18 protein-coding genes are annotated in these 20,708 nt (G+C 74.2%); 13 read left to right on the top strand and 5 right to left on the bottom strand.

Going from position 1 to position 20,708, the window contains the following annotated elements; translation table 11 throughout:
• Positions 1-106: 106 nt before the first annotated feature.
• Positions 107-928, top strand: coding sequence for an HAD family hydrolase (locus tag AC1DQC_RS09055; protein ID WP_477050902.1), 822 nt, complete (start codon positions 107-109; stop codon positions 926-928).
• A 274-nt stretch (positions 929-1,202) separates the two neighbouring features.
• Here AC1DQC_RS09055 and AC1DQC_RS09050 read toward each other — a convergent pair whose 3' ends face one another.
• Positions 1,203-2,024 carry a Fic family protein gene (locus AC1DQC_RS09050; protein WP_477050901.1) on the bottom strand — a complete coding sequence of 274 codons (822 nt, stop codon included), beginning with the start codon at positions 2,022-2,024 and terminating at the stop codon, positions 1,203-1,205.
• A 34-nt stretch (positions 2,025-2,058) separates the two neighbouring features.
• Here AC1DQC_RS09050 and AC1DQC_RS09045 point away from each other — a divergent pair, with 34 nt between their 5' ends.
• A complete protein-coding gene (locus tag AC1DQC_RS09045; RefSeq protein ID WP_477050900.1) occupies positions 2,059-3,453 on the top strand; it encodes an NAD-dependent malic enzyme in 1,395 nt (464 codons plus the stop codon).
• Here the strand turns inward: AC1DQC_RS09045 and AC1DQC_RS09040 are convergent.
• Positions 3,450-4,184, bottom strand: coding sequence for an IclR family transcriptional regulator (locus tag AC1DQC_RS09040; RefSeq protein WP_477050899.1), 735 nt, complete (start codon positions 4,182-4,184; stop codon positions 3,450-3,452). The two genes, AC1DQC_RS09045 and AC1DQC_RS09040, sit on opposite strands and share 4 nt — an antisense overlap.
• A gap of 84 nt (positions 4,185-4,268) precedes the next feature.
• Between AC1DQC_RS09040 and hutH the strand changes: the two genes are divergently transcribed.
• Genes hutH through hutI form a run of 5 tightly spaced genes read left to right on the top strand, consistent with a single transcriptional unit; the run spans position 4,269 to position 11,077 of the window.
• Positions 4,269-5,804, top strand: a complete 1,536-nt coding sequence (gene hutH, locus AC1DQC_RS09035; RefSeq protein WP_477050898.1) for a histidine ammonia-lyase — start codon at positions 4,269-4,271, stop codon at positions 5,802-5,804.
• Positions 5,801-7,465, top strand: a complete 1,665-nt coding sequence (gene hutU, locus AC1DQC_RS09030) for a urocanate hydratase (protein ID WP_477050897.1) — start codon at positions 5,801-5,803, stop codon at positions 7,463-7,465. The genes hutH and hutU overlap by 4 nt, the downstream gene beginning before the upstream one ends.
• The gene (locus AC1DQC_RS09025; protein ID WP_477050896.1) at positions 7,462-8,625 is read left to right on the top strand and encodes an allantoate amidohydrolase; all 1,164 of its coding nucleotides are present in this window, start codon (positions 7,462-7,464) and stop codon (positions 8,623-8,625) included. Before hutU ends, AC1DQC_RS09025 begins: the two co-directional genes overlap by 4 nt.
• Positions 8,622-9,938, top strand: a complete 1,317-nt coding sequence (locus AC1DQC_RS09020; RefSeq protein ID WP_477050895.1) for a formimidoylglutamate deiminase — start codon at positions 8,622-8,624, stop codon at positions 9,936-9,938. The genes AC1DQC_RS09025 and AC1DQC_RS09020 overlap by 4 nt, the downstream gene beginning before the upstream one ends.
• Positions 9,935-11,077, top strand: a complete 1,143-nt coding sequence (hutI, locus tag AC1DQC_RS09015) for an imidazolonepropionase (RefSeq protein WP_477050894.1) — start codon at positions 9,935-9,937, stop codon at positions 11,075-11,077. The genes AC1DQC_RS09020 and hutI overlap by 4 nt, the downstream gene beginning before the upstream one ends.
• On the opposite strand, the gene AC1DQC_RS09010 is transcribed toward hutI, so the two are convergent.
• Both AC1DQC_RS09010 and AC1DQC_RS09005 read right to left on the bottom strand, forming a co-directional pair.
• Positions 11,074-11,682: a class I SAM-dependent methyltransferase gene (locus tag AC1DQC_RS09010; protein ID WP_477050893.1), complete on the bottom strand. Its 609-nt coding sequence runs from the start codon at positions 11,680-11,682 to the stop codon at positions 11,074-11,076. The two genes, hutI and AC1DQC_RS09010, sit on opposite strands and share 4 nt — an antisense overlap.
• A complete protein-coding gene (locus AC1DQC_RS09005; RefSeq protein WP_477050892.1) occupies positions 11,679-12,749 on the bottom strand; it encodes an NADH:flavin oxidoreductase/NADH oxidase in 1,071 nt (356 codons plus the stop codon). Before AC1DQC_RS09005 ends, AC1DQC_RS09010 begins: the two co-directional genes overlap by 4 nt.
• 86 nt (positions 12,750-12,835) lie before the next feature.
• On the opposite strand from AC1DQC_RS09005, the gene AC1DQC_RS09000 reads away from it, so the two are divergent.
• The 5 genes from AC1DQC_RS09000 to AC1DQC_RS08980 all read left to right on the top strand — a co-directional run bounded on the left by AC1DQC_RS09000 (position 12,836) and on the right by AC1DQC_RS08980 (position 17,662).
• On the top strand, positions 12,836-13,669 hold the full coding sequence (locus AC1DQC_RS09000; RefSeq protein WP_477050891.1) for a formate/nitrite transporter family protein: 834 nt from the start codon (positions 12,836-12,838) through the stop codon (positions 13,667-13,669).
• A 48-nt stretch (positions 13,670-13,717) separates the two neighbouring features.
• Positions 13,718-14,731 (top strand): hypothetical protein, encoded by a 1,014-nt coding sequence (locus AC1DQC_RS08995; RefSeq protein ID WP_477050890.1) that lies wholly within the window; start codon positions 13,718-13,720, stop codon positions 14,729-14,731.
• 107 nt (positions 14,732-14,838) lie between these two features.
• Complete coding sequence (acs, locus tag AC1DQC_RS08990; protein WP_477050889.1) at positions 14,839-16,863, top strand: acetate--CoA ligase; 2,025 nt, start codon at positions 14,839-14,841, stop codon at positions 16,861-16,863.
• A gap of 283 nt (positions 16,864-17,146) precedes the next feature.
• Positions 17,147-17,281, top strand: a complete 135-nt coding sequence (locus tag AC1DQC_RS08985; protein WP_477050888.1) for a hypothetical protein — start codon at positions 17,147-17,149, stop codon at positions 17,279-17,281.
• 9 nt (positions 17,282-17,290) lie between these two features.
• Positions 17,291-17,662, top strand: a complete 372-nt coding sequence (locus AC1DQC_RS08980; protein WP_477050887.1) for a hypothetical protein — start codon at positions 17,291-17,293, stop codon at positions 17,660-17,662.
• Positions 17,663-17,699: 37 nt separating this feature from the next.
• Here the strand turns inward: AC1DQC_RS08980 and AC1DQC_RS08975 are convergent, their stop codons facing one another.
• Entirely contained in the window at positions 17,700-19,388 is a 1,689-nt protein-coding gene (locus tag AC1DQC_RS08975; protein ID WP_477050886.1) for a bifunctional lysylphosphatidylglycerol flippase/synthetase MprF, read from the bottom strand.
• An 84-nt stretch (positions 19,389-19,472) separates the two neighbouring features.
• On the opposite strand from AC1DQC_RS08975, the gene AC1DQC_RS08970 reads away from it, so the two are divergent.
• Entirely contained in the window at positions 19,473-20,618 is a 1,146-nt protein-coding gene (locus AC1DQC_RS08970) for an alpha/beta hydrolase (RefSeq protein ID WP_477050885.1), read from the top strand.
• Positions 20,619-20,708 lie beyond the last annotated feature (90 nt).

The following is a 20,708-nucleotide window of genomic DNA, read 5'->3' as shown; positions in this document are numbered from 1 at the left end:
TCCCGAACGGACCGTGGACGTGTCGGCGCCGGCCACTAGGCTCGCGGCGAACCGCACGTCACCTCCCGGTGTCGCGCGCGCCCGACGACCGAGGCCCCGGAGCAGCATGGACGAGCACCCGACGCAGGACGACGCCGAGCCGGCGCTGCGCGAGGCCGCCTTCTTCGACCTCGACAAGACGATCATCGCGACCTCGTCGGCCACCGCCTTCTCCCGCCCGTTCCTGGCAGAGGGCCTCCTCACGCGCCGATCCGTGGTGCGCACCGCGTACGCGCAGCTGCTGTACCTGCTCGGCGGCGCCGACGAGGACCAGACGGAGCGCCTGCGGGCCCAGCTGTCGCGGATGGTCGCCGGGTGGGACGTCGCGCAGGTGTCCGCGATCGTGGCGGAGACCCTGCACGAGTCCATCGACCCGACGGTCTACGCCGAGGCGGTGGCGCTGATCGAGGCGCACCACGCCGCGGGCCGGGACGTCGTCGTGGTGTCCGCGTCGGGCGCCGAGGTGGTCGAGCCGATCGCCGCGATCCTCGGCGCGGACCACGTGATCGCGACCCGGATGAACGTGGTCGACGGGCGGTACACGGGCGACATCGACTTCTACGCGTACGGCGAGAACAAGGCGTCGGCCATCCGCGAGATCGCCGCGACGGAGGGCTACGACCTCGACGCCAGCTACGCCTACTCCGACTCGATCACGGATGCCCCGATGCTCGGCACCGTCGGCCACGCGTTCGCGGTGAACCCCGACAAGGCCCTGCGGCGGCTCGCCCTCGAGCGCGGCTGGGGCACCTTGTCGTTCGTCCGCCCGGTCGCCCTCTTCTCGTTCAAGAAGACCGCGCGGATCGCGTCCGCGAGCGGCATCGCGCTCGTCGTCGCGGGGCTCGTGCTCGCCTGGATCCTCGTCCGGCGGCAGCGACGCCGCGCCTGACGCCGTCCCGCATCACGGACGGACGTCCCAGCATCCGGCGCCCGCAGGCGGGTGGCCTGCGCCGTCGCTCCCGGGGGTTCCGCTCGTCGCGGACCTGGAGTACGAAGAGATCACAACTGCATGACCGCGAGGGTACCCACGCGCAGGAGAGCCCACCTATGGGCAGGTCGACCGGGCTGGTCCCGTCGCGACCGACACCGGTGCACGCCTGATCACCTTCCGGTCGGCTGTTGGCGACGGCGCCCCCTGGGCGCCGTCGTTCGTCTGTGAGGTGTTACCCCAAGGACCCCGCGAGCACCGCGTCGGCGATGGTCCGTGCCTCGCGCGCACCCTCCACGACGGCGGACCCGGACGACGCCAGCCACGCGGCGACCCCGGACGGCGACCCCGTCGCGAAGCCCGCGGCCGCGCCGAGGTACGGGTTGAGCGCCGAGGCCCAGGCGGCCTCCGCGACCACCGAACCGGTCGGGTCCAGGCCTCGGCTGGTGAGCACCAGGCGCGCGACGGCGCGGGCGACCAGCCCGTTCCCGGCCCGGAACGGCCGCAGCGCCAACAGCTCGCCGTGCACCACCGCACCGACGACCAGCGCCGGCGCTCGCGTGACCCGCAGGGTCTCGTCGAGCAGGTCGACGCGCGCGGCGAGCTCGTCGCCGACGGGGGCGGGCCCGAGCCCGGTGAGGTCCTCCGGCGGCCCGACTGGACGCAGGAGCCCGAGGTCGGCGTCGTCCAGCCATCCACGGCCGGCCGCGACGTGCAGGCGCACGAGCAGCTGGCGCAGGGGTGGCAGCGCGGCCGCGCCGCGGGCCCCCAGGGCCGGCATCAGCCCCTCGACCAGCGCGGTCGCGCGCAGGGCGCCGACGACCACCGGCGCGTGGCCGCCCTCGGTGGCGAGCGACCGCACGAGCGACAGCGGCACGCGCACCCCGTCGATCGCGCAGGACGACCGGGTCGCGCGCAGGCCCGCCTCGGCCCGCACCTCGGGCCAGCGCCGCCGGTAGGCCTCGTGCCAGCGCAGCTCCTCGCACGCGACGCGGGAGCGTTCGACGGCGTCGGCGACCCCGGGCAGACCCAGCAGCGGGGCGAGGGGGTCCGGCACGCGCCCACCCTACGAGAGAGGCCACAATGGCGAGATGGTGTCACCGAGCGTCTCCTCGTCCATCACGGCACGGCTGGAGGTGCAGGCCCGACCGACGGCCGTCAGCGAGCTGACCACGGCGATCGAGAAGGCCGGCGGCATCGTCACCGCCCTCGACGTCACGGCGTCGGGCCACGAGCAGATGACCGTCGACGTCACCTGCGCGACGCGGGGGGAGCAGCACGCCGCCGACATCGTGGAGGCCCTCAAGGTCCTGGACGGCGTGGTCGTCGACCGCGTCAGCGACCGGACGTTCCTCATGCACATCGGCGGCAAGCTGTCGATCGAGTCGAAGGTGCCGCTGCGCAACCGCGACGACCTGTCGATGGTCTACACGCCGGGCGTCGCGCGCGTCTGCGAGGCGATCGCGGCCCACCCCGAGGACGCGCGCCGGCTCACCATCAAGCGCAACACGATCGCCGTGGTCACGGACGGCACGGCGGTGCTGGGCCTGGGCAACATCGGCCCGCTGGCCAGCCTGCCGGTGATGGAGGGCAAGGCGGTCCTGTTCAAGCGGTTCGCGGACATCGACGCCTTCCCGATCGCGCTCGACACGCAGGACGTCGACCAGATCGTCGAGACCATCTGCGCGATCGCGCCGGTGTTCGCGGGGATCAACCTCGAGGACATCGCGGCGCCGCGGTGCTTCGAGATCGAGCGGCGGCTGCGCGAGCGGCTCGACATCCCGGTGTTCCACGACGACCAGCACGGCACCGCCATCGTCGTCGTCGCCGCGCTGACGAACGCGCTCAAGGTGGTGAAGAAGGACCTGGCCACCGTGCGGATCGTGCTCTCGGGTGCGGGCGCCGCCGGCACGGCGGTGCTGCGTCTCCTGCTCACGGCCGGCGCGAAGGACGTGGTCGTGGCGGACATCGAGGGCGTCATCCGGGCGGACCGCGAGGGTCTCGACGAGTCGCTGTTCTGGACGGCGAGCATGACCAACCCGCGCGGCATCACCGGCTCGATCCCGGACGCCCTGCGGGACGCCGACGTCTTCATCGGGGTCTCCGCGCCGGACGTCATCACGGGCGAGGACGTCGCGACGATGGCGTCCGACGCCATCGTGTTCGCGCTGGCCAACCCCCGGCCCGAGGTCGACCCGGACGACGCGGCGCAGTACGCGGCCGTCGTCGGCACCGGCCGCTCCGACTTCGCGAACCAGATCAACAACGTGCTCGCGTTCCCCGGCGTCTTCCGCGGGCTGCTCGACGCGCAGTCGCACCAGATCACCGACCGGATGCTGCTGGCCGCGGCCTACGCGCTGGCGTCCGTGGTCACCGACGACGAGCTCAACCCGACGTACATCGTGCCCAGCGTGTTCAACCCCGAGGTGACGACCGTCGTCGCCGCCGCGGTGACGAAGGCCGCGCACGCGACGTATGACATCTAGACGCGCCGGGCGAGCGCGGCGGCGGCGGCCTGGGTCGCGCGCACCACGCCGTCGGGGACGTCGCCGTCGGCGTACGTGACCGCGAGCCCCGCGATCGGGTGCCCGGTGTGGTCGCGGACCGCGACCGCGACCGAGGCGAACCCCGGCGTCACGTCGCCGCGCTCCTGCGCCCAGCCGACCCGGCGCACCTCGGTGAGCACCGTCCGCAGCTCGGGCAGCCGCCGGGGGCCCACGCCGGTCCGGTCGACGAACGCGTCGCGGCTCGGGAACAGCGCCCTGACCTGCGCGGACGGCAGGTCGGCGAGGATCGCCCGGCCGCTCGCCGTGAGGTGCGCGGGCAGCCGCACGCCGACGTCCGTGACCAGCACCGGTCGCCCGGCGGCGCGCTCCTCGACCACGTAGAGCACGTCCCGCCCGTGCAGCACGGCGAGGTGGGCGCTCTCCCCCACCTGGTCGACGAGCCGAGCGAGCACCGGCCGGGCCGCGCGTGCCAGGGGCGCCTGCCGGGAGTACGCCGAGCCCAGCTCGAAGGCGGCGAGGCCGAGCCCGTACCGGCGTTCCTCGGGCAGGTGGACGACGAACCCGTGCTCGGCCAGGACGGTGAGCAGGTGATAGGTGGTCGACCGCGGCAGGTCGAGGGCGGTCGCCAGCGCGGCGGCCGGCAGCGGACCGGTCCTGGACAGGTGCCGCAGGAGGCGCAGCGTGGCGTCGGCCGCGGGGACGTCGCTCATCGGTCTCCTCCAACCGTCTGGGATACCAGACACTAGTCCGACCGCGACCCTGGGAACGGACCGCGCGGAGCGGTGTCATGAACCATGAGCATCAGCACGGCCACCGACACCGTCGTCGTCGGCACGGGCCCGGTCTCGGTCGCCGACATCGTCGCGGTCGCCCGGCACGGCGCCGGCGTCCGGCTGTCCGACGACGCGCTGGCGGCGATCGCCCGCGGACGCGTCGTCGTCGACGACCTCGCCCGCGACACCCAGCCGCACTACGGCATCTCGACCGGCTTCGGCGCCCTGGCCACCCTCTCCATCCCCGCCGACAAGCGCCGCGACCTGCAGCGCAGCCTGGTCCGCTCGCACGCGGCGAGCACGGGCCCCGAGGTCGAGCGCGAGGTCGTCCGCGCGCTCATGCTGCTGCGCCTCTCCACCCTGGCCACCGGCCACACGGGCGTCCGCCCGGAGACCGCGAGCGCGTACGCCGCGATGCTCGACGCCGGCATCACCCCGGTGGTCCGCGAGTACGGCTCGCTCGGCTGCTCGGGCGACCTCGCGCCGCTGGCGCACTGCGCGCTGGCGCTCATGGGCGAGGGCGAGGTCCGCGACGCCGCCGGCACCCTCATGCCGGCCGCGGAGGCGGGCCTGACGGCCGTGACGCTCACCGAGAAGGAGGGCCTCGCCCTCATCAACGGCACGGACGGCATGCTCGGCATGCTCGTGCTGGCGCTGCACGACCTGGACACCCTCCTGACGACCGCGGACGTCGCGGCGGCGATGAGCGTCGAGTCGCTGCTCGGCACGGACTCCGTCTTCGCCGAGGACCTGCAAGGCCTGCGCCCGCACCCCGGCCAGGCTGCCTCGGCCGCGAACATCCGCGCCGCGCTGCACGGCTCCGGGATCATGGCGAGCCACAAGACCCCGGACTGCACCCGCGTGCAGGACGCCTACTCGCTGCGGTGTGCGCCGCAGGTGCACGGCGCCGCCCGCGACACCGTCGAGCACGCGCGGACCGTCGCGAAGCGCGAGCTGCAGGCGGCGATCGACAACCCCGTCATCACCGACGACGGTCGGGTGGAGTCGAACGGCAACTTTCACGGCGCCCCGGTCGGCTACGTGCTCGACTTCCTGGCCATCGCGGTCGCCGACGTCGCCAGCATGTCCGAGCGCCGCACCGACCGGTTCCTCGACGTCGCGCGCAACAACGGGCTGCCCGCGTTCCTCGCGCACGACCCCGGCGTCGACTCGGGCCTGATGATCGCGCAGTACACGGCGGCCGGGCTGGTCTCGGAGCTCAAGCGGCTGGCGGTCCCGGCCAGCGTGGACTCGATCCCGTCGTCGGCCATGCAGGAGGACCACGTCTCGATGGGCTGGCACGCCGCCCGCAAGCTGCGCCGCTCGATCGACGCCCTGACCCGCGTGCTGGGCATCGAGCTCCTCACCGCCGCTCGCGCGATGGACCTGCATGCGCCGCTGCAGCCGTCACCGATCACGGGCGCGGTGCGCGACCTGCTCCGCGCGCGCGGCATCCCCAGCCCCGGACCCGACACGTACCTGTCCCCCGACCTCGAGACCGCCGCGGACGCCGTGCGGGAAGGGGCCGTCGCCTCCCAGCTAGGAGCACGCACATGACCGCCGGCCCCCGCCCCGTCCGCGCCCCGCGCGGTACCACGCTGACCGCCCGGAGCTGGCAGACCGAGGCCCCGCTGCGGATGCTCATGAACAACCTGGACCCCGAGGTCGCCGAGCGGCCCGACGACCTGGTGGTCTACGGCGGGACCGGCAAGGCGGCGCGGTCGTGGGACGCGTACGACGCCATCGTGCGGACGCTGACCACGCTCGGCGACGACGAGACGCTGCTGGTCCAGTCGGGCAAGCCGGTCGGCGTGCTGCAGACGCACGAGTGGGCGCCGCGCGTGCTCCTCGCCAACTCGAACCTCGTCGGCGACTGGGCGACCTGGCCCGAGTTCCGCCGGCTCGAGCAGCTCGGCCTGACCATGTACGGGCAGATGACCGCGGGCTCGTGGATCTACATCGGCACGCAGGGGATCCTGCAGGGCACCTACGAGACGCTCGCCGCGGTGGCCGCCAAGCGGTTCGGTGGGACGCTCGCCGGCACGCTGACCGTGACCGGTGGCTGCGGCGGGATGGGCGGCGCGCAGCCGCTCGCGGTGACCCTCAACGGCGGCGCGTGCCTGATCGTCGACGTCGACGGCGAGCGGCTGCACCGGCGGGTCCGCGAGCGCTACCTCGACCGGGTCGCGACGAGTCTCGACGAGGCGATCGCGCTGGTCACCGCAGCGCGCAGAGAGAAGCGAGCACTGTCGGTCGGCGTCGTCGGCAACTGCGCAGCCGTGCTGCCCGAGCTTCTGCAGCGCGGCGTCGAGGTCGACGTCGTCACCGACCAGACCTCCGCACACGACCCGTTGTCCTACCTGCCGGTCGGCGTCGACGTCGCGGACTGGGCGTCCTACGCGGCAGCCAAGCCCGAGGAGTTCACGGAACGGGCGCGCGCGTCGATGGCCCGGCACGTCGGCGCGATGGTCGGGTTCATGGACGCCGGGGCCGAGGTGTTCGACTACGGCAACTCGATCCGCGACGAGGCCCGGCAGGGCGGCTACGACCGGGCGTTCGACTTCCCCGGCTTCGTGCCGGCGTACATCCGGCCGCTGTTCGCGGAGGGCAAAGGCCCGTTCCGCTGGGCCGCGCTGTCGGGCGACCCGCGGGACATCGCCGTCACCGACCAGGCCGTGCTCGACCTGTTCCCCGACAACGACCACCTGCACCGCTGGATCCGCGCCGCGCAGGACCGGGTCGCGTTCCAGGGGCTGCCGGCGCGCATCTGCTGGCTCGGGCACGGCGAGCGCGACCGGGCCGGGCTGCGGTTCAACGAGCTCGTGGCCTCCGGCGAGGTGAGCGCGCCGCTCGTCATCGGCCGCGACCACCTCGACGCCGGCTCSGTCGCGTCSCCGTACCGCGAGACCGAGGSSATGGCCGACGGGTCCGACGCCATCGCCGACTGGCCGCTGCTGAACGCGCTGGTCGCGGCGTCCTCGGGGGCCACGTGGGTGTCGATCCACCACGGCGGCGGCGTCGGSATGGGCCGCTCGATCCACGCCGGGCAGGTGTCCGTGGCAGACGGCACCGACCTTGCCGCGCGCAAGCTCGCCCGCGTGCTGTCCAACGACCCGGGCATGGGCGTGCTGCGGCACGTCGACGCCGGGTACGCGCGGGCCGACGAGGTCGCCGCGTCCCACGGGCTGCGGGTGCCGATGCGCGAGGGTGGCGCGTGACGTTCGCCAGCACGTGGGCCGACCTGGCGCCGGTCGGGCGCGCGGCCGACGGGGGCTATCGCCGGTTCGCCTGGACCCGCGAGGACTCGACCCTGCGCGAGTGGTTCGCCGGCGAAGCCCAGTCCCGCGGCCTCGACCTGGTCAGCGACCGCGCAGGCAACCAGTGGGCGTGGTGGGGTGACCCCGACGCGACCCCGGGGGTCGTCACCGGGAGCCACCTGGATTCGGTGCCCGGCGGCGGGGCGTTCGACGGTCCGCTCGGAGTCGTGAGCGGCTTCGCGGCCCTGGACGCGCTCCGGGCACGCGGGTTCGCCCCGGCGCGGCCGCTGAGCATCGCGAACTTCGTCGACGAGGAGGGCGCGCGCTTCGGCGTCGCCTGCGCCGGGTCGCGGCTGATCACCGGCGTCCTCGACGCCGACCGCGCGCGGGGCCTGCGGGACGCGGACGGGATCACGATGGCCGAGGCGCTCGCGACGGCCGGGCGCGACCCGTCGGAGCTCGGTCGCGACGACGAGACGCTGCGCCGGATCGGGTCCTTCATCGAGCTGCACGTCGAGCAGGGCCGCGGCCTCGTGCACACCGGCGACGCGGTGGGCGTCGGCCGGATGATCTGGCCGCACGGCCGCTGGCGCGTCGACCTGCACGGCCAGGCCAACCACGCCGGGACCACCCCGCTGGCCGACCGCCGCGACCCGATGCTCGACCTCGCCGCCCTCATCGCGCACGTGCGGCAGTCCGCGCAGGAGGCCGGCGCGCTCGCGACCGTCGGCAAGCTGCGCGTCGACCCCAACGGCGTCAACGCGATCCCGTCGCGGGTCACGGCCTGGCTGGACGTGCGCGCGGAGGACGAGGCGGCGGTCCGCGCGGTGCTGACGGCACTGAGTTCGTATGAACCCACCGAGGAGTCGTGGACCCCGGTCACCACGCTCGACGCGGACCTCGCGGACGTGATCGCGGACGCCCTCAACAACCCGCCCAGGCTGGGCACCGGCGCCGGGCACGACGCCGGCATCCTCGCCGCGGCGGGCATCCCGACGGCCATGCTCTTCGTGCGCAACCCGTCGGGCATCTCCCACGCGCCTGCGGAGGACGCCGACGAGGCCGACTGCCTGGCGGGCATCGACGCGCTCGCCACGACCCTGGAACGGCTGCTGTCGTGACGACGTACTGGGCGGCGCAGGCCTGGCTCCCGGACGGGCTCGCGGGGGACGTCCGCATCGCCACGGCCGACGGCCGCATCACCGCTGTGACCACGGGGGTCGCGAGCGAGGCGACCGACCGCCGGCTCCCCGGCGTCGTCCTGCCCGGCTTCGCCAACGCCCACTCGCACGCGTTCCACCGGGCGCTGCGCGGGCGGACGCACGACGGCGGCGGCACGTTCTGGACCTGGCGCGAGCGGATGTACGCGCTCGCCGCGACGCTCACCCCCGACGCCTACCTCGACCTCGCGCGCGCCACCTACGCGGAGATGGTGCTCGCCGGCGTCACCGCCGTCGGCGAGTTCCACTACCTGCACCACGCCCCCGGCGGGTCGCCGTACGACGACCCGAACGTCATGGCGGAGGCCCTGCGGACCGCCGCGCACGACGCCGGCCTGCGCATCACGCTCCTCGACACCGCCTACCTCACGGGTGGCATCGACGCGCCGCTCGAGGGCGCCCAGCGACGGTTCGGCGACCACGACGCCGACGCCTGGGCCGCCCGGGTCGCCGCGATCCGGCCCGACGACACCCTCACCGTCGGCGCCGCGATCCACTCGGTCCGCGCCGTCCCGCTCGACGCCCTCCCGACCATCGCCGCCCACGCCACGGGCCGCCCGCTGCACGTCCACCTCTCCGAGCAGCGGCTGGAGAACGCGCAGTCGCTCGCCACCTTCGGCGCGACACCGACGAGGGTCCTGGAGGACGCCGGCGCTCTCGGGCCGGACACCACCGCGATCCACGCGGTCCACCTCACGCCCGAGGACATCGCGATCCTCGGGTCCACGAGGACCGGCGTCTGCCTGTGCCCCTCCACCGAGCAGGACCTGGGCGACGGGCTCGCGCCGGGATCGTCGTTGCGGGCCGCTGGTGCACGCCTGTGCGTCGGCAGCGACCAGCACGTCCGCACCGACCTGCTCGCCGAGGCCCGCTCGGTCGAGCTGCACGAGCGCCTCGCCGCCGAGACGCGCGGCGTCTTCACACCCGCGCAGCTGGTCGATCTGCTGACGGCCGACGGCCACGCGAGCCTCGGCGACCCGACGGGTGGCCGGCTGCAGCCCGGCGCGCGCGCGGACCTCGTGGCCGTCCGCGCCGACACCCCGCGCACGGCCGGCGCCGACCCGGCGCAGCTCGTCCTCGTCGCAGGCAGCGCCGACGTCGACACGGTGGTGGTCGGCGGCGTCGTGCGTGTCGAGGGCGGGCGGCACGTCCTGGGCGACGTCGGCGCGATGCTGGGCACGGCGATCCGCGCCGCCTGGGAGGGGACCCGATGACGTCGCACCTGGTCACGGGCATCGGCGAGCTGGTGACCCACGACGACCGGTTCGACGGCCCGCTGCTCGACGCGGCCCTGGTGGCCGACGGCGGCCTCGTCGTCTGGGTCGGCTCAGCGACGGACGCCCCGGCCGCCGACAGCAGGACCGACCTGGGCGGCGCCGCTGTGGTCCCGGGCTTCGTCGACTCCCACACGCACCTCGTCTTCGCGGGCGACCGGTCCGCCGAGTTCGAGGCCCGCATGGCCGGCACCCCGTACACCGGCGGCGGCATCGCGACGACGGTCGCCGCGACGCGTGAGGCGACGGACGAGTCGTTGCGGGGCCGCCTGAAGTCTCTCGTCGCCGAGGCCCGCGCACAGGGCACGACAACCATCGAGATCAAGAGCGGCTACGGCCTCGACGTCGAGTCCGAGGAGCGCCTGCTCCGCCTGGCCGGCGAGGTCACGACGGAGACGACCTTCCTCGGCGCCCACGTCGTCCCACCCGGCATCGACCACGCCGACTACGTCGCCCTGGTCACCGGCCCGATGCTCGCGGCGTGCGCGCCGCACGCTCGGTGGGCCGACGTCTTCTGCGAGCCGGCGAGCCCGCACGCTTTCGACGGCGACGAGGCGCACGACGTGCTCGTGGCCGCGGCGGCCGCCGGCCTGGGACTGCGCGTGCACGGCAACCAGCTCGGCCACGGCCCGGGGGTGCAGCTCGCCGTCGAGCTGGGCGCCGCGAGCGTCGACCACTGCACGTACCTGTCCGACGCCGACGTGGCGGCGCTGGCCGGCGGGGACACCGTCGCGACGCTGCTGCCCGGCGTCGAGTTCTCCACCCGGTCCCCCTACCCCGACGCCCGCCGCCTGCGCGACGCGGGCGTGGAGGTCGCGCTGGCCAGCGACTGCAACCCGGGCACGTGCTTCTCGACGTCGATGCCTCTGATGATCGCGCTCGCGGTCCGCGAGATGGGCATGACCGTTGCCGACGCCGTCCGCGCGGCCACGCTCGGCGGCGCGCACGCCCTGCGCCGCGACGACGTCGGCCACCTGCGCGTCGGCGCACGCGCCGACCTCGCGGTCCTCGACGCCCCGAGCCACCGCCACCTGGCCTACCGCCCGGGCGTCCCGATCGCGCGGGCACTCACCCTCTAGGGCAGGCGGCGAGCCCGCAGCACCTCGTCGACGTGGTGGTGCGCCTGACCGCTCGTCGGCACGGCTCGCCCGCGCCGCTCGTCGACCTCGACCCTCCAGCCGTCACCGAGCGCGTCGACGACGTCCTGGTGACCGACGTAGTCGTCGGGGTCCCAGCCGCGGGACAGCGCCTCCTCGCGATCGACGTCGGCGTGGTGCACCACCAGGAGGAGGCCACCCGGCGCGACGGCGGCCAGCAGGGCGCGCTCGGCGTCCCGACCCGGGGTGCGCAGCAGCGCCGGGTACTGCACGGACACGAGGTCGAACGCGGCCGCCGGCAGGTCCGCCTCGAGCAGACCGGCGTGCACGAGGTCGACCTCGACACCGGCGTCCCGCGCGTGCGCGGCGGCGCGGGCGAGCGCGACGCCCGACACGTCGAGCGCCGTCACCGCCCAGCCCTGCCGGGCCAACCAGACCGCGTCGCCACCCTCGCCGCAGCCGACGTCGAGCACGCGGCCGGGCGTCAGGCCGGCGACGTCCGTGACGAGGGAGCCGTTGGGCTCACCGCTCCAGACGCGCTCCGCCGCGGAGTACCGCTCGTCCCACTCGACGCTCACTCTGCTCACGCCCAGGTCGCGCGCGTGTACTGCGGCTGCCAGGTCGCCGCGTCGGCGTCGCCCAGCTCGTGCGCCGCGCGCAGCGGCCAGAACGGGTCGCGCAGACCCTCGCGCCCGAGCAGCACGGCGTCGGCGGACCCGTCGGCCAGGACGGCCTCGGCCTGCGCAGGATCGGTCAGCAGGCCGACCGCGGCGACCGGCAGGCCGGACGTCTCGCGGACCTCGCGGGCGGCCGGCACCTGGTAGCCGGGCCCGACGGGGATGCTCGCGGGCGCGTTGCCGCCGGTCGAGACGTCCACCAGGTCGACGCCGTGGCCGCCGAGCTCCTTGGCCACCTGCGCCACCTCGTCGACGGTGAGCCCGCCCTCGACCCAGTCGGTCGCGGAGAGCCGGACGAACAGCGGCTTGTCGTCGGGCCACGCCGCGCGGACGGCGTCGGCGGTCTCGACCAGCAGCCGCGCGCGGTTCTCGAGCGAGCCGCCGTACTCGTCGTCGCGCTCGTTGGACAGCGGCGAGAGGAACTGGTGCAGCAGGTAGCCGTGGGCGGCGTGGAGCTCGACCACGTCGAAGCCGGCGTGGTCGGCGCGACGGGCGGCGTCGGCGAACGCCTTCGGGATCGCCGCGATCTCGTCGATCGTCAGGGCGCGGGGCTCGGCGTAGCCGGGGAAGGCGGTCGCGGAGGGGCCGACGGTGGCCCAGCCGCCCTGGTCGAGCGGGACCGAGCCGTGCCCGCCGGAGAACGGGGAGTACGTCGAGGCCTTGCGGCCGGCGTGCGCCAGCTGGACGCCGATCTTCGTACCCCGCTCGTGCACGAAGTCGGTGATCCGGCGCCACTCGGCGACGTGCAGGTCGTGCCACAGCCCGGTGTCCTCCGGGGAGATGCGCCCCTCGGGGACCACGGCCGTGGCCTCGGCGATGAGCAGGCCGAACCCGCCCGACGCCCGCGAGCCCAGGTGCACCAGGTGCCAGTCGTTCGGGCTGCCGTCGACGGCCGAGTACTGGCACATCGGGGCCAGCCAGGCCCGGTTGGCGAACGTGGTGCCCCGAAGGGTGAGCGGCGAGAAGAGAAGGGTCACGTGCGCTCGCAACCGCCGCGGACGGCTCGCGATTCCCGGGCCCTTGGACCTGCCTCGGCGCGTGGGCCGGACGAGACGATGTCGGGGTGCTGAGCATCCCCGAAACCGTCGACGCCCAGGCGGCCGCCGCCCGCCACAAGGTCGAGCTGAGCGCGACGCCCGGGCTGTTCCTCGTCCGCACCATGCTGGCCGGCGCGTACATCGGCATCGGCGTGCTCATCATGGCCACGGCGGGCGGCCCGCTGGCCGTCGCGGGCTCGCCGTTCACGCCGCTCGTCCAGGGGCTCGTCTTCGGCGTCGCGCTCACGGTCGTGCTGGTCGCGGGCGCCGAGCTGGCGACCTCCGCGATGATGATCCTCACGCAGGGCGCCCTGCGCGGCGTGATCGCCTGGGGTCGCGCGGGCGTGACGCTGATCGCCTGCCTCGTCGGCAACCTGGTCGGCGCGATGCTCTTCGCGTTCCTCGTCCACGTCTCCGGCGTGCTGGCGCCGGGCACGCCCGGGGGCTCGGTCCTGGCGGCGATGGTCGAGCACAAGGCGCACGAGACGTCGGTCCAGCTGGTGGTCCGCGGGATCCTCTGCAACCTCCTCGTGTGCCTGGCAGTGTGGTGCGCGGCCCGGCTGCGCAGCGAGGGCGCCCGCATCGCCGTCGTCTTCGCCTGCGTGATGGTGTTCATCACCTCCGGCTTCGAGCACGTCGTCGCCAACATGACGACGTTCTCGCTGGGGCTGTACGGCGGGCTGCCCGGGGCCACGGTCGCCGAGATGGCCAGGAACATCGCGCTCGTCGGTCTTGGCAACCTCGTCGGCGGCGCCCTGCTGGTGGGCGCCGCGTACGCGTACGGCAGCCGCCCGCGCGAGTCCGACGTGTCCGACTCGGGCGCGCTGCCCGGCGACCGGGAGCCGCTGGCAATACGGTGACGGGACAGCGGCGTCGACCGGCGCCGCACCCGCGCCCGAGGAGCACGCATGAGCACCTCCGACCCGAACCGCCCCGGCGGTCCCGACAAGGCCCCGGCTGCCGACGAGCCCACCGGCTCGATCGAGCCGACCACCCCGGCGTCCGACGACTCCCCCGCGCACGAGGTGGCCCCGGGCGTGGAGTCGCTCGACCCGCCGGCCTCCACCGAGCCCGACACGCGCACCGCGCCGATCGTCGAGCCCGCGCCGGACGCCGAGCCGCTCGACGACGCCAACGCCGAGTCCGTCGAGCCGCCGGCGAGCACCGGCACGCTGCCGCTCGCGACCCAGGCCGAGCCGGTGCCGGACACCGGCCGCCACGCGGTCGTCCGCCCGGCTCCGACGCCGCCCGACGAGCCGGAGCCCGAGCCGGTCGCCGTCGAGCCCACGCCGGCTACCACTCCCGCCCCGGCGGTCGAGCCGGTCGTCCCCGTCGCCGCCTACGGCGCGACGCCGACCGAGACCCCGGCGACCCCCGCCTCGACGCCGCCGGCGGCGCAGCCCGTCGCGGGCGAGGACGACCGCCTGTTCCCCGACCCCAACGCGCCGCGCTCGACGTCGGTCGGCTCGCACATCCTGGGCGTCCTGGTGGGCCTGATCCTCGGCCCGGTCGGTGTCGGTGTGCTGCTGCTCGGCCAGTCGCGCATCCTCGCGGCGCAGGTGGACGGCTGGGACGCGTCCACCGAGGTGCTCGGCATCGTGCTGGTCTCGCTCGGCCTCCTCCTGCTCGCCTGTGTGCTGCTGCTCGCGCTGTGGACGCCGGCGGTGCCCATCACCGCAGGCACCGTCCTGACGCTCGCCGGGATCGTCTACCTCTACGCGCCGTCCGTCGCGCGCGAGCAGACGCTCAACGTCCTCACGTCGTCGGGCTGGCGGCTCACGGTCACGCAGGTGACCGTCGCGGGCACGTCCGGGACGGTTCTCGCCGTCGGCTTCCTGCTGCTGCTCGGCGGCCTGGTCGCGGCGTCCGCGCGCCGGCGCGGCGTCCACTTCGGGGAGTTCCGCGAGCGCCACCGCGTCTGACCACGGAGAAGCGCTGGAACGATGAGACGGCGGCTGTCCGGCTAGAGTGCGGAACCGGGCCTGCGGGCTTCACCTGCACCGACGTCGCTGCACAGGAGGTGGTCCTCGTGACCGAACAAGGGACCGACAGCACGCCCGCCGAGGGCGCCACGGCCCACGAGCCCGGGCTCGAGAACCTGCTCACCGAGGACCGCCGGTTCCCGCCGAGCGCCGAGTTCGCCGCCCAGGCCAACGCCCAGCTCGACCTGTACGCGTGGGCCAACGCCGACCGTCCCAGCTTCTGGGCCGACCAGGCGCGGGAGCTGCTCAGCTGGGAGAAGCCGTTCGAGGAGGTCCTCGACTGGTCGAAGGCGCCGTTCGCGCGCTGGTTCGCGGACGGCACGCTCAACGCGGCGTACAACGCGGTCGACCGGCACGTCGAGGCGGGCAACGGCGACCGGGTCGCCCTGCACTTCGAGGGCGAGGGCGGCGACACCCGCACCGTCACCTACGCCGACCTGCAGCGCGAGGTGTCCAAGGCCGCGAACGCGTTCACGGCGCTGGGCGTCGGCACGGGCGACCGCGTCGCCATCTACCTGCCCCTGATCCCCGAGGCCGTCGTCACCATGCTGGCGTGCGCCCGGATCGGCGCCCCGCACTCGGTCGTGTTCGGCGGGTTCTCGGCTGAGGCGCTGAGCAGCCGGATCAACGACGCCGAGGCCAAGCTCGTCGTGACCGCCGACGGCGGCTACCGCCGCGGGGCGCCCAGCGCGCTCAAGCCCGCGGTCGACGACGCGCTGGCCAAGGGCACGCCGTCGGTCGAGCACGTCCTCGTGGTCAAGCGCACCGGCCAGGACGTCGCCTGGAACGACGGGGTCGACGTCTGGTGGTCCGACGTCGTCGACACCGCGAGCGACCAGCACACGCCGGTCGCCCTCGAGGCGGAGCACCCGCTGTTCATCCTGTACACGTCCGGCACGACGGGGAAGCCGAAGGGCATCTTCCACACCACGGGCGGCTACCTCACCCAGGCGGCGTACACGCACCGGAACGTCTTCGACCTCAAGCCCGAGACCGACGTCTACTGGTGCACGGCCGACATCGGCTGGATCACGGGCCACACGTACGTCGTCTACGGGCCGCTGATCAACGGCGCCACCCAGGTCATCTACGAGGGCACGCCGGACACCCCGCACCGCGGTCGCTGGTGGGAGATCATCGAGAAGTACAAGGTCTCCATCCTGTACACGGCGCCCACCGCGATCCGTACGTGCATGAAGTGGGGCTCGGAGATCCCCGGCAAGTTCGACCTGTCGAGCCTGCGGGTGCTGGGGTCGGTGGGCGAGCCCATCAACCCCGAGGCGTGGATGTGGTACCGCCGCGTCATCGGCGGCGACAAGGCCCCCATCGTCGACACGTGGTGGCAGACCGAGACCGGCGCGATCATGATCAGCCCGCTGCCGGGCGTCACCGAGACCAAGCCGGGATCCGCGCAGGTCCCGCTGCCGGGTATCGCGGCCGACGTCGTGGACGACGAGGCACACTCCGTGCCGAACGGCCACGGCGGCTACCTGGTGCTCACCGAGCCGTGGCCGTCGATGCTGCGCGGTATCTGGGGCGACCCGGACCGCTACGTCGACACCTACTGGTCGAGGTTCCAGGGCCTCTACTTCGCGGGCGACGGCGCCAAGAAGGACGACGACGGCGACATCTGGCTGCTCGGCCGCGTCGACGACGTCATGAACGTGTCCGGCCACCGGCTGTCCACCACGGAGATCGAGTCCGCCCTGGTCAGCCACCCGTGGGTCGCGGAGGCCGCGGTCGTCGGCGCGGCCGACGAGACCACCGGCCAGGCGGTCGTCGCGTTCGTCATCCTGCGCGGCGACGCGGGCGGCGGCGACCAGGACGCCGACGCGGTGCAGACCGAGCTGCGCAACCACGTGGCCAAGGAGATCGGCCCGATCGCCAAGCCGCGGCAGATCCTCGTGGTCGCCGAGCTGCCCAAGACCCGGTCCGGCAAGATCATGCGCCGCCTGCTGCGCGACGTCGCGGAGAACCGTCAGGTGGGCGACGCCACCACGCTGGCGGACTCGTCGGTCATGGACCTGATCGCCCAGGGCTTGTCCGCGCCGGGGGCTAAGCAGGAGGACTGAGCCGGAGCGCAGCGGAGGGTGTGGGTCGCGGAGCGGCACGCGCCCGCAGCGGAGCGCAGGGGCCGGGCTCAGCGCGAGAGCGATGCACCCGGCCAACGCCAGCAGCGTGCCGACGACGGCCGCGGCGACCCATCCGTCGCGGATCTTGTCCCCGAGCACGGCGATGCCCACGACACCGGGGATGACGACCTCGAGCACGGAGACGATCGCCGCGGCGGTGCCGACCGACCCGCGCTCGAGCGCCCGCAGGTAGGACAGGGCGCCGGCGATCGCGCAGAGCACGATGGCGATGGCCAACGGCTGGAACACGGTCGCGACGAAGCCCCCGCTCTCGGTCGCGGCGCGGGCGGCGATCGCGGCACCGGAGTACCCGAGCCCGCCGAGGACGCCGAGGACCACCGGCGGTCCGGCCCGGTAGAACACGGCGGTGAGCACGACGAGCGCGGCGGACGCGGCGATCATGATCATCACGAACCCGTCGGGCGGCGCCACCGCGGGCTGCTCGCCGCCGGCGAGGGAGACGAGCACGAGGGCGCCGACGACGACGAGCACGGCGACCCGGTCGACGGGCCGCATGCGGGTGCCCAGGACGAACCGCGCGAGGATCACGACGACCACCAGCGACGACGCGATGATCGCCTGCACGACGAACAGCGGCAGCTTGTCCAGCGCCACGAGCGACAGCACCCAGGCGAGCCCGTCGACGACGAACGCGGCGATGACGAGCGGCTGCTTGATCACCGCCAGCCCGGCGGCCCTGCGGGTGGCGACCGCCTGCATGATCGTGCTCACGCCGTAGGCGATCGAGGAGACGACCGCGGCGACGATCGCGACGATCACGTGGCCGCGCCGATGCTCCCGAGGAAGCGCCCGATCACCGGGATCTCGGTGACCCCCTCGGCGCCGGCCAGGACGAGCGCCTGCGTGGCGACGAACTCGACGGAGTCGAGGATGACGTAGCGCGGGACCCAGCCAGGGTCGAACTTCTCGTTGAACGTGCTGAGGCTGCCCATCTGGGTGCCCTGGGACAGGCGCTGGAGGATCGGCCGGGCGAGGGCGTCCATCCGCGACCCCGCCTCCGGATCGCCCTCGAGCACCTCCCGCATCATCGCGAAGTTCAGGCCGAGGCCGCGCTCGCCGCGGCCGACCAGGTGGGCGATCGTGGCGACGATCGTCGAGTCGATGAGGCCGTTGGGCAGGTCCTCCACGTCGGTGCGGCGCCGCATCACGTCGAGCGACCAGCCGCCGATGTCCCGGGCCGGCACCCATTGGCAGAACGCGTCGACGCGGCCCGTCGGGTCCTGCGTCACGGAGAGCAGCAGGCCGGTGTCGTCGGGCTGGAACAGCCGCGAGAGCGTCATCGAGAACCCGCGCTCGGTGTCGCCCTGCCGGGACTCGTCGCTCATCGCCTCGACCTGCGCCCGGAGCGACGGGTCGATCGTCGCCGGGTCGTGGAAGCTGGTGACGTACCCGGCCCGGTCGACGCGGTTCACGGCCTGGCGCAGCGACTTGTGCGACCGGCCCTCGAGGGTGAACGTCGGGCAGTCGACGATCGCCTCGTCGCCCAGGTACACGGTGCGCAGGCCGCTGGACTCGTACTCGGGCAGCCACTCCACGGCGGCGCCGATGACGGCGACCGACCAGCCGAAGTCGTCGGCGTAGTCGAGGAACTCCGCCCAGGCCAGGACCTTCTCGTCGGGCGGTCCGATTGGGTCGGGCGACACCAGGCACACGCCGCCGCGCACCGAGTGCGCCACCACGGACGCGCCGCTGAAGAACCAGTCCTTGTCGTCCCGCAGCGCGAAGTAGTCGAGCGTCCCGCCGCCGTGCTGCTGCACCACGAGCCGCGCCCGCTCGCGCTCGTCGCGGTGGTCCTGCGGGCTCAGCCGCCGCGGCCGCCGGGGCGACAGCAGCGACCACAGCATGACGACGACCGACACCAGGATCAGCCCGTACGTGATCGGCGCCAGGACCCGACCGAGGCGGTCGATCTGCGCGTCCGTCGGGTCGGCCACGAGCGCCCAGACGACGAGGCCGACGAAGAGGACGACGAAGAAGACGACGGCGGCGACCAGCGAGACGATCGCGCGGCGGACCGCGCGCCGGGTCGGCAGCACGGGGAACGCCTTGCCCTGCGTCGCCAGCCATATCGCCGCCGCCCCGACGACGACGGCGGACACCAGGTCGGGCCCCTTGGCCAGATGGAGCGCCGCCGAGAACCCGAGCGTGACGATCGTCGCGATCCACGCGAGCCGGTGGCCGCGCCGCAGCCCGCGCGCCGTCAGCAGGAGGACGACCGACACGAGCACGAGGGTCGGCCGGGCCGTGTGGACCACGAGGCCCGGCACCAGGTCGCGGACGAACCCCATCCGCTGCCACAGCGGGTGGATCGCCGCCGAGAGCAGTCCGAGCACGGCCAGCAGAAAGACGACCCGAGAGGCGAGGACCCGGACGCGCCCGCGCCGCCGCTGCTCCTCGACGGCGGACCGGGCGCTGCGCGGCAGGAGCACGCTGGGAGCCGTCATGCGTCCAGTGTGCCCGGTCCAGTCCGTCAGGCCGAGAGCAGTGCGAGGCTGGTCCCCTACAGCTGTCGGGGACGAGGGGGGGCGATGACGTCCACCGAGGACCCTCCGGGCAGCTCCCTGCCCCCCGACGTCGTGCGTGCGCTGGGGGGCGGCGGCGACTGGATCAGCTCGTGGTGGAGCGTGGTCGTGCTGCTCGCGCTGGCGGCGGTGGTCGTCGTCTGGGCGGTGCTGCGGCACCGGCGACGGCGCTGGTCGTGGCCCCTGTGGGCGTGCGCCGGGCTCGGTGTGCTGGCCGCCCTCGGCATCACCGCGAACGTCCTGGTCGGCTACGTGCCGAACGTCGGCGCGGCGCGCGTGACCCTGTCGAGCTGGGGCATCGGCACGCCACCGGCTCCCCTGGAGCACGGCACGGCGGAGGCGGAGTCGGGCGGCAGGGAGCTCGGCCGGGTCGAGGCGGTCCACGTCCCGGCGCCTGCGGCGGACCGGATGCCGGGCGACAGCCTGACCTGGATCTACACGCCGCCCGGCTATGCGCGGTCGACCGAGCGGCTCCCGGTGGTCTACCTGGTGCACGGCAGCCCGGGAGAGAGCGGCGACTGGTTCGCCGCCGGCAACGTCCCGACCGTCATGGACGTGCTGCTGCAGCACCGCCTGGTCCGGCCGATGATCGTCGTCGGCGTGGACGTCAACGGCACCGGGCCGAGCGCCGAGGACACCGAGTGCCTCGACTCGACGACCGGCGGGTCGCAGGTCGAGACGTACCTCTCCGACACGGTGATCCCCTGGGTCGACGGCCACTACCGCACCGTCGACGACTGGGCGCACCGGACCGTCGGCGGCTTCTCGTCGGGCGGCTTCTGCGCGCTCGACCAGGGCCTGCGCAACCCGTCGCTCTACGGCGTGATCCTCGCGCTGGACACCACCGGCGACCCGGGCACGGGCGGCACGGCGATGCTGGCGACGAAGGCGCAGTGGCAGCAGCACGACGTCACGGCGTACGCGCCGACCGTCCCGCTGCCGCACCCGGTCGCCGTCTTCGTCGACCTGGCCGGCGCCAACCACGGGCAGCCGCGCAAGGACAGCACCGCGATCGCCGACGCGCTGCGCGCCCGCGGCCAGGACGTGCTGCTGCGCGAGGAGCCGGGCCTGAGCCACACGTGGAACTTCGCCCGGGCGGCGATCCCCTACGGCCTGGTGTTCGCGTCCGCGCACATGGCGGCCGCGTCCTGAGGTCAGCCGGGGTGTGAAGCGTTTCGGGCCGTGGAGAGCGCCTGCCCCGACTGGTTGTGTGACCGACGCACCCGCCCGTCGACCGGCCGG

The sequence above is a fragment of the Cellulomonas sp. P4_H12 genome, assembly GCF_056400905.1.
The sequence above is the reverse complement of the archived record's forward strand: the minus strand, read 5'-3'. Positions and strand labels throughout refer to the sequence as shown.